The organism is Streptomyces sp. NPDC050743 (assembly GCF_044456925.1).
Taxonomy (GTDB): Bacteria; Actinomycetota; Actinomycetes; order Streptomycetales; family Streptomycetaceae; genus Streptomyces.
In genome coordinates, this window is sequence record NZ_JBITGJ010000016.1 from 137074 (window position 1) to 144926 (window position 7853).

The following is a 7853-nucleotide window of genomic DNA, read 5'->3' on the forward strand; positions in this document are numbered from 1 at the left end:
AAGCACTGCTGCGCACCGCCTGTCCTATGATCGTTGAATACCGAACCTCATCGCACCTGCAATAAGACCTCGGCCCATCTCGGTGACCACGATCGCCCACGGTTTCAGCGGGCCTCGCAGTGGTGACACGCGTGAAGAAAGGCGCACAGCATGGCCCTCGGACTGCTCCGACGTCGACGTTCCCGCGGTGCTTCCGGTGCCGCGGGCCTGTCGGTGCCCCTGCCGGCCGACGCGGGCGCTTATGGCTGCGAGGTCGTGGATCCCATGGGGCAGCCCATGTGCGGTGCCGAGGTCACGGTCACCGCGCTGGACAGCCACCGCGTCGTCGCCCGCGGCACCACCGACCCGTACGGCCTGTTCATCGTGACGCTGCCGCCGGGCTCCTACAGCTTGATGGCCACGTCAGAGGGGCTCACGCCTGCTCGCGAGAACGTCGACATAGCCGCCGGGGTCGCCCACTCCCTGGCGCGCATCGCGCTGCTGCCCGCTCGTCAGCTGGAACTTCCGCCGCCCGGCACCTGGTTGTTCGACCCGCCGCACACCGCGATCCGGTTCATCGCCAAGCACGTGGGCATGGCCCACGTCCACGGCCGCTTCACCCGTTTCGACGGCGGCATCCGCATCGCGCCCGACATGGCCGACTCGCAGGTCTCGGTGCGCATCGATGCCTCCAGTATCGCCACGGGCAACAAAACCCGCGACAACCACCTGCGTTCCGCGGATTTCCTCGACGTCGAGCGCTATCCGTACATCGACTTCACCAGCACCCGGTTCGTCTACCGCGGTGGCTCCAAGTGGACGCTGAACGGCTCGCTCACCATGCACGGCATGAGCCGGTCCGTGGGACTGGACACGACGTATCTCGGTACGGTGAACGGCGGTTACGAGCAAGAACTCCGCTGCGCGGCACTGGCGAAGACGGAGTTGCACCGCGAGGATTTCACTCTCAACTGGCGTTCGATGCTGGCACGCGGCATCGCGGTCGTCGGACCGACCATTCAGCTCGAGTTGGACGTTCAGGCGATGTACCGCACCCCCGAGACCCCCACGCCCCCGGAGTAGCCGAGGGGCCCGGACCTCGGTGCTACCCGGCGGGAGCCTGGTCCCCACAAACCGGGGGCCCGCCCGGGCAGCGGGCGAGGCCGGCCTGGCGATGGCCCGGGCAGAAGCGCGCTTCGCACCACCAGGTACGGGATCTCGGAACGGCCGACCAGCTATCCCTTCTGCTCCCCCCGCACGGGTGGAGGGGTATTTCCGGTCCACGTGCATGACAGCGCAGAGGGCGATTGTGGGGCCGGTGGGCGCGGGCTCCCTTCCCGTGCCCACCGGCCGGCCGGGCCCGGCTCAGGCGGCCCGGCGTGCCTGGCCGCGGTGGACGCGGACGATGTCCGCGTACCGGTGTCCGCTGCCCTTGATCGTGCGCACCTGGGTGCGGTAGTCGACGTGGACCAGGCCGAAGCGCTTGTCGTAGCCGTACGCCCACTCGAAGTTGTCCAGCAGGGACCAGGCGAAGTAGCCGGCGAGCGGGGCGCCCTTGCGGGCGGCCGCGGCGCAGGCGGCCAGGTGGCGCTCCAGGTAGTCCTGGCGTTCGGGGTCGTCGATGCTGCCGTCGGGGCGGACCACGTCAGGGAAGGCGGAACCGTTCTCGGTGACGTAGATCCTCCGGGCTCCGTACTCCTCGGTGAGCCGTAGCAGCAGCGTCTCGATGCCGTTCGCGTCGATCTCCCAGTCCATGCCGGTGCGCGGCACCCCCTCGCGGCGCACCGCGCGGACGTACGGCGCCGGGGCGTCGGGGGCGTCGGCGACGTACGCGGGGAAGTAGTAGTTCAGGCCGAGCCAGTCCAGCGGCGTCGCGATCGTCTCCAGGTCGCCCGTCTTCAGAGGGAGTTCCACGCCGTAGGTCTCGACCATGTCGGCCGGGAAGCCGCGGCCGTGCACCGGGTCGAGCCACCAGCGGTTGACATGGCCGTCGTGGCGGTGGGCGGCGGCGATGTCCTCGGGGCGGTCGGTGGCCGCGTGCACGGTGGAGAGGTTGTTGACGATGCCGACCTCGGCGCCGGGCGCCGCGGCGCGGATCGCCTGGGCGGCGAGGCCGTGGCCCAGCAGCAGGTGGGCGGATGCGCGTACGGCTGCGGTGAGGTCCGTCCAGCCGGGGGCCATCTTGCCCTCCAGGTGGCCGATCCAGGCCGAGCAGCTCGGCTCGTTCAGGGTCGCCCACAGCTTGACGCGGTCGCCGAGGCGGGCGGCAACCGCCGAGGCGTACTCGGCGAGCGCGAAGGCGGTGTCCCGCTCGGGCCAGCCGCCGCGGTCCTGGAGCACCTGGGGCAGGTCCCAGTGGTAGAGCGTGACCGACGGGGTGATGCCGGCCTCCAGCAGGGCGTCCACCAACTCGTCGTAGAAGGCCAGGCCCTTGGGGTTCACCGGGCCGGTGCCGCCGGGAACGACACGTGGCCAGGCCACCGACAAACGGTAGGCATTGACGCCGAGTTGCCGCATCAGGGCGATGTCCTCGCGCCAGCGGTGGTAGTGGTCGCAGGCGACGTCGCCGGTGTCGCCGTTCGCGACCTTCCCCGGGGTGTGCGAGAAGGTGTCCCAGATCGAGGGCGTACGGCCGTCCTCGTCGACGGCTCCCTCGATCTGGTACGCCGCGGTGGCCGTGCCCCACAGGAAGTCGTGAGGGAGGGCGGCGAGGTCGATGCGTTCGGACACGGAAGTCCCTTCGGGATCAGGGGTGTGGGTCGCTCGGGTCACTTGACGGCGCCCGCCGTCAGACCGGCGACGAGATAGCGCTGCAGGAGGAGGAAGCCGGCGACGACGGGCACGCTGACGACCAGCGAGGCGGCCATGATCTGGTTCCAGTAGACGTTGTTGAGGGTGGAGTAGCCCTGGAGGCCGACGGCGAGGGTGCGGGTGGTGTCGTTGGTCATGACGGACGCGAAGAGCACCTCGCCCCAGGCGGTCATGAAGGCGTAGACGGCGACCGCGACGATGCCGGGGATCGCGGCCGGCACGACGATCCTGAGGAGCGCGCCGAGCGGGCCGCAGCCGTCCACCAGGGCGGCCTCGTCCAGGTCGCGCGGCACCGAGTCGAAGTAGCCGATCAGCATCCAGATGGAGAAGGGCAGGGAGAAGGTCAGGTACGTCAGGATCAGGCCGCCGCGGGAGCCGAACAGGGCGATGCCGGTGGCGTTGCCGATGTTGACGTAGATCAGGAACAGCGGGAGCAGGAAGAGGATGCCCGGGAACATCTGGGTGGACAGGACCGTCACCGTGAAGACCCGCTTGCCGCGGAAGTCGTAGCGGCTGACGGCGTACGCGGCGAACACCGCGATCACCACCGAGCAGACCGTCGCCGCGCCCGCCACGATCAGCGAGTTCGTGAAGTACTTCGCGAGCGGGACCGTCGACCAGATGTCGATGTACGGGCGGATGGTCAGATCGCTCGGCAGCCAGCGGAACTTGCCGGTGACGTCCGCGAGCGGCTTCAGCGAGCTGGAGACCATCACGTACACCGGGATCAGGACGAAGCCGGTGAGCAGGGTGAGGAAGATCCGCCGCGACCACAGGAACGAACGCGGCGGCGCCATCGGCGAGTCGCGCCTCGGCGAGGCGAGGGGCGGGCTAGACATCGGCAGTCCTCCGTCCGCGCGAGGTGAACAGCAGGTACACGCCCGTCACGACGAGCAGGAACAGCAGCAGCAGGACCGACATGGCCGAGCCCGTGCCGAAGTTCCAGGTGACGAAGGACGCCTGGTAGATGTGGACCGAGATGAGGTCGGCGGCCTCGGGGGCGGACTTGCCGAACAGCACGTACGGCGTGTTGAAGTCGTTGAAGGTCCACAGGAACAGCACCAGGACCAGGACCTGGTTGACCGGGCGCAGCGAGGGCAGCGTGATGCGGCGGATCTGCTGCCACATCCCGGCGCCGTCCAGCGCGGCGGCCTCGTACAGCTCCCGGGGGATGTTCTGCAGTCCGGCCATCACGATGAGGAAGGCGAACGGCCAGCCCTTCCACACCGACACGGTCAGCAGGGCGTAGAAGCTGTTGTCGCCGATCAGCCAGAAGGAGGGCTTGCCGGTGAGGTGCAGCTGGTCGTGCAGCACGTGGTTCACCAGGCCGTTGTCGTGCTGGAACATGAACACCCAGGTGATGACGGCCGCGTAGACCGGCAGGGCGTACGGCACCAGGAACAGCGCCCGCAGCAGGCCTCGGCCGCGGAAGGTGTCCTGCATGTAGATCGCGGCGGCGGTGCCGATCAGCCAGCACAGGCCGACCGACAGCAGGGTGAAGCCGACGGTGACGAAGAAGGAGTGCAGCAGCGCGTCCCCGACGGGCGCGTTGAAGTCCACCGACACCTTGTAGTTGCCGAGGCCGGACCAGGGGGCGCTGGACCAGTCGCGGATGTAGAACTGGGTGAGCTCCTTGAAGCTCATCACGATGCCGATGACCATCGGCACGAGGTGGACGAGGAGTTCGAGCAGCAGCGCGGGCAGGAGCAGCAGATACGGCAGGGAGACGCGGCGCAGCCGTCCGGGGCGGCGGCGGGGTTCGCGCGCCGTCGCCCCGGACGGGTCCTGCGTCACCGGCTCCTTGAAGGCGGTGGTCGTCATCTTCTCGCTCACGCCGCCGGCATCTGCTGCTGGGCCTTCTGCAGCGCGGCCTTGACCGAGTCGGTGGTCACGGCGCGGCCGGCGGCGGCGTCGGCGAACAGGTCCTTGACGGCCGTACCGACCGCCGTCTCGAACTGCGACTCGGACGCGACCTGCGGCAGGGCGGCCGCGCTGGTGGCGAGGGTGTTCTTCAGCACGGCGGTGGCGGGGGCGCCGAACGCGGCGTCCGACTGGGCCGACTTGACCGGAGGGATGGAGCTGTAGGCCGTGTTGAGGATCTTCTGCTCGTCGTCGGAGGTCATGAACTTCACGAACTTCGTCGCGCCGTCGAGGTTGTGGGAGTTCTTGAAGACGGCGAGGTTGATGCCCGCGACCATCGAGTTGACCTGGGTGCCGGTGCCGGGGGTGCCGGAGATCACCGGGACCGGCGCGATGCCGTAGGCGTCCTCGCTCATGCCCTGGGACTTGAGGTTGGCGGCGGCGGACTGCCACAGCAGCATCGCCTGCTTGCCCTTGGCGAAGTCGCTGACGGACTGGTTCTGCGCGTACTCGGCGTCGCCGGTCGGTATGACCTTGTCCTTGGCCATCAAATCGACGTAACTCTTCACCGCGTCCACCACCTTGGGGTTGGTGAAGTCCGGCTTGCCGTCGGCGGTGAAGAAGTCGGCGCCGTGCTGCTTGGCGAAGACGAAGACGTGGTGGATGTTCTCCGACAGGTTCGAGCCCTCGGCGCCGAGCGCGGACTTGCCCTTGGCCTGGATCTTCTTGCCGTCGGCGACCAGTTCGTCCCAGGTGGCGGGCGCCTTGCTGATCCCCGCGTCGGCGAAGATCTTCTTGTTGTAGTAGAGGGCGTAGGCCATCGAGTACAGCGGGACCGCGGCCGGGTCCTTGCCCGCCGCGCCGGTCGAGCCGAGCGCGGAGTCGACGAACCGGTCCTTGCCGCCGATCTTGGCGAAGTTCTTGGTGTCCCACGGCAGCAGCGCGCCGGTCGCCTGCAGCGAGGCGCTCCAGGTGTTGCCGATGTTCAGCACGTCGGGGCCCTGACCCGAGGTGGTCGCGGTGAGGATCCGGTTGAGCAGGTCGGACCAGGGCACGACCTCCAGCTTCACCTTGATGCCGGTCTGCTTCTGGAACTTGTCGAGTTCGGGCTGGAGGACCTGCTTGTCGACGGCGATACTGGCGCCCTGGTTGGAGGCCCAGTACGTCAGCGTCTTCGGCGAGTCGTTGGACCCGCCGCCGCTGGACGAGCCGCCTCCGCAGGCCGTGGCCGCGAGGACGAGAGACAGGGTGACGGCGCCTGTGGCCGCGGCTCGGATGCTGCGCATGGCTCCTGGTGTCCCTTTCCGGGAGTCGAGAACCCCGAGGCTGCTCACGGAAACCGGCACTGTGCGGACCCGTACGGCTCCCGAAGCCCCTCATGGCTTAATTTAGGACGTGAGTTAAACCTCAAGAGAAACGCTCGTCAAGAGATGCGGCAACGGCAAACGGCCGCAGAGGCCGGAAAAGCGCGCAGAAACGCCGGGAAACAGGGAGGCCAGGTGGCAGCGGTGGGCGGCCGTACGGTGCGTGACCTGCGACGGGAGAGCCGGAGCGCCGTTCTGCAACGGTTGTATGTCGATGGGCCGATGAGCCGGCACGCGCTGGGCCCGGCGACCGGCCTGAGTTCGGGCTCCGTGAGCAACGTCGTGACCGGACTGCTCGCCGACGGCCTGCTGGAGGAGGCGGGCGTGATCGGCACGGACGCGGGCCGGCCGAGCCGCCTGCTGCGGATACGGCCGGACAGCGGGCGGCTGATCGGGGTGGACGTCGGCGAGACCCGGGTCCGGGTGGAGCTGTTCGACCTCGGATTCACCGAACTCGCCCGCGCCGAACATCCCTTGGGGCCGCGCGGATACGACGTCGAGGCCGTCGTCGGCCATGTCGCGGACGGGATCGCGGAGGTGCTCGGGACGGCCGGAGTCCCCGGTGCGGACCTGCTCGGCGTCGGCATCGGCGTGCCCGGCATCGTCGAGCACACCGGGCGGCAGGGCGCCGTCGTGCACGGGCAGACGGTCGGCTGGGACGCGGTACCACTGGAACGGCTGCTGCGTGCCTCGGTCCAACTCCCCTCGCACATCCCGTACTTCATCGACAACGGCGCCAAGGCGCTGGGGCAGGCGGAGATGTGGTTCGGCGCGGGTCGCGGTGCCCGCAACGCCGTGGTGGTGCTGTTCGGCTCGGGCGTCGGCGCGTGCGTGGTCACCGAGGAGGCGGCGCGGGGGCGGGCGGTGGAGTGGGGGCATCTGACGGTACGGGTCGGGGGACGCCGCTGCCGGTGCGGGGCGCTCGGCTGCCTGGAGGCGTACGCGGGGGCGTCGGCGCTGGTGGCGCGCTGGCGGGAGGCGGGCGGACGCCCGTCGGCCGGGGCCGGCGAGGAACGGGCACTGACCGAACTGCTGGCGGCGGCCCGGGCCGAGGACGGCGGGGCGACCGACGTCACGGCCCTGGCGGGGCTTGACGGCGACAACCCGCCCGGGCTGACGGCCGCCAACGGCAACCCAGCCAACCCGACGGCCGCGGTCGAGCCTGGCGGCGGAAACACCGTCGGCTCTGCGGCTATGGCAGGCCGTGGGGGCGGCAACACGAGCGACCCGACGGCCACGAACAGCCCTGACCGCAGCAACACAGTCGGCCTCACGGCGACGACAGTCCCTGACGGCAGCGACACGGGCGACCCCGCGGCCACGGCAGGCCCTGGCTGCGGCAACACCGGCTACCCGGCGGCCGCAGCCGAGCCCCGCGGCAACGGCGAACCCGATCCGGTGGCCGTGGGCGTGCTCGACGAGACCGCCGAGTATCTCGGGGCCGGTCTGTCCGACCTGATCAACCTCTTCCAGCCCGAGCGCGTCCTAATCGGCGGCTGGGCCGGGCTCCAACTCGGTGGCGCCTTCCTGGACCAGGTCCGCACCCACGCCCTGGCCCGAGCCCTGCGCCACCCCGCGGGCCGCGTCCGCATCGAACTGGGCCGGCTGGGCCCGGACGCGGTGACCGTGGGGGCGGCGGTCCTCCCCCTCGCCGCGTTCTTCTCGTCCGGCGGCCGACGCCCACGGCCGGCGCCGGACGGGGAGACGGCACCGGCTTGGCGCGCGGCGGTGGAGGGGAGGTTGGTTTGAAGGCTCCCCTCCCTGAAGGGAGTGGATTGGTCACCCTCCAGGGCTGAGCGGGGATTTACGGCTCAGGCCGCCACCGGAGCCGGCGGCCCC

The 7853-nt window shown here is 70.0% G+C and carries 6 protein-coding genes; 2 read left to right on the forward strand and 4 right to left on the reverse strand.

Going from position 1 to position 7853, the window contains the following annotated elements:
- Positions 1-150 precede the first annotated feature (150 nt).
- Positions 151-1062: a YceI family protein gene (locus ACIBJF_RS18595; RefSeq protein ID WP_399174837.1), complete on the forward strand. Its 912-nt coding sequence runs from the start codon at positions 151-153 to the stop codon at positions 1060-1062.
- A 282-nt stretch (positions 1063-1344) separates the two neighbouring features.
- Here ACIBJF_RS18595 and ACIBJF_RS18600 read toward each other — a convergent pair whose 3' ends face one another.
- Genes ACIBJF_RS18600 through ACIBJF_RS18615 form a run of 4 tightly spaced genes read right to left on the reverse strand, consistent with a single transcriptional unit; the run spans position 1345 to position 5936 of the window.
- The gene (locus tag ACIBJF_RS18600; RefSeq protein ID WP_399174838.1) at positions 1345-2709 is read right to left on the reverse strand and encodes a GH1 family beta-glucosidase; all 1365 of its coding nucleotides are present in this window, start codon (positions 2707-2709) and stop codon (positions 1345-1347) included.
- 38 nt (positions 2710-2747) lie between these two features.
- Entirely contained in the window at positions 2748-3587 is an 840-nt protein-coding gene (locus tag ACIBJF_RS18605) for a carbohydrate ABC transporter permease (protein WP_399174853.1), read from the reverse strand.
- Positions 3588-3621: 34 nt separating this feature from the next.
- Positions 3622-4611 carry a carbohydrate ABC transporter permease gene (locus ACIBJF_RS18610; RefSeq protein WP_399174855.1) on the reverse strand — a complete coding sequence of 330 codons (990 nt, stop codon included), beginning with the start codon at positions 4609-4611 and terminating at the stop codon, positions 3622-3624.
- A gap of 8 nt (positions 4612-4619) precedes the next feature.
- Positions 4620-5936, reverse strand: coding sequence for an ABC transporter substrate-binding protein (locus tag ACIBJF_RS18615; RefSeq protein ID WP_399174840.1), 1317 nt, complete (start codon positions 5934-5936; stop codon positions 4620-4622).
- 300 nt (positions 5937-6236) lie between these two features.
- On the opposite strand from ACIBJF_RS18615, the gene ACIBJF_RS18620 reads away from it, so the two are divergent.
- Entirely contained in the window at positions 6237-7763 is a 1527-nt protein-coding gene (locus ACIBJF_RS18620; RefSeq protein ID WP_399174842.1) for an ROK family protein, read from the forward strand.
- Positions 7764-7853: the final 90 nt, after the last annotated feature.

Bases quoted from the DNA above. Each gene is read 5' to 3' on its own strand.
- ACIBJF_RS18615 (WP_399174840.1), bottom strand. From the start codon at position 5,936: ATGCGCAGCATCCGAGCCGCGGCCACAGGCGCCGTCACCCTGTCTCTC.
- ACIBJF_RS18610 (WP_399174855.1), bottom strand. From the start codon at position 4,611: ATGACGACCACCGCCTTCAAGGAGCCGGTGACGCAGGACCCGTCCGGG.
- ACIBJF_RS18595 (WP_399174837.1), top strand. From the start codon at position 151: ATGGCCCTCGGACTGCTCCGACGTCGACGTTCCCGCGGTGCTTCCGGT.
- ACIBJF_RS18605 (WP_399174853.1), bottom strand. From the start codon at position 3,587: ATGGCGCCGCCGCGTTCGTTCCTGTGGTCGCGGCGGATCTTCCTCACC.
- ACIBJF_RS18620 (WP_399174842.1), top strand. From the start codon at position 6,237: ATGAGCCGGCACGCGCTGGGCCCGGCGACCGGCCTGAGTTCGGGCTCC.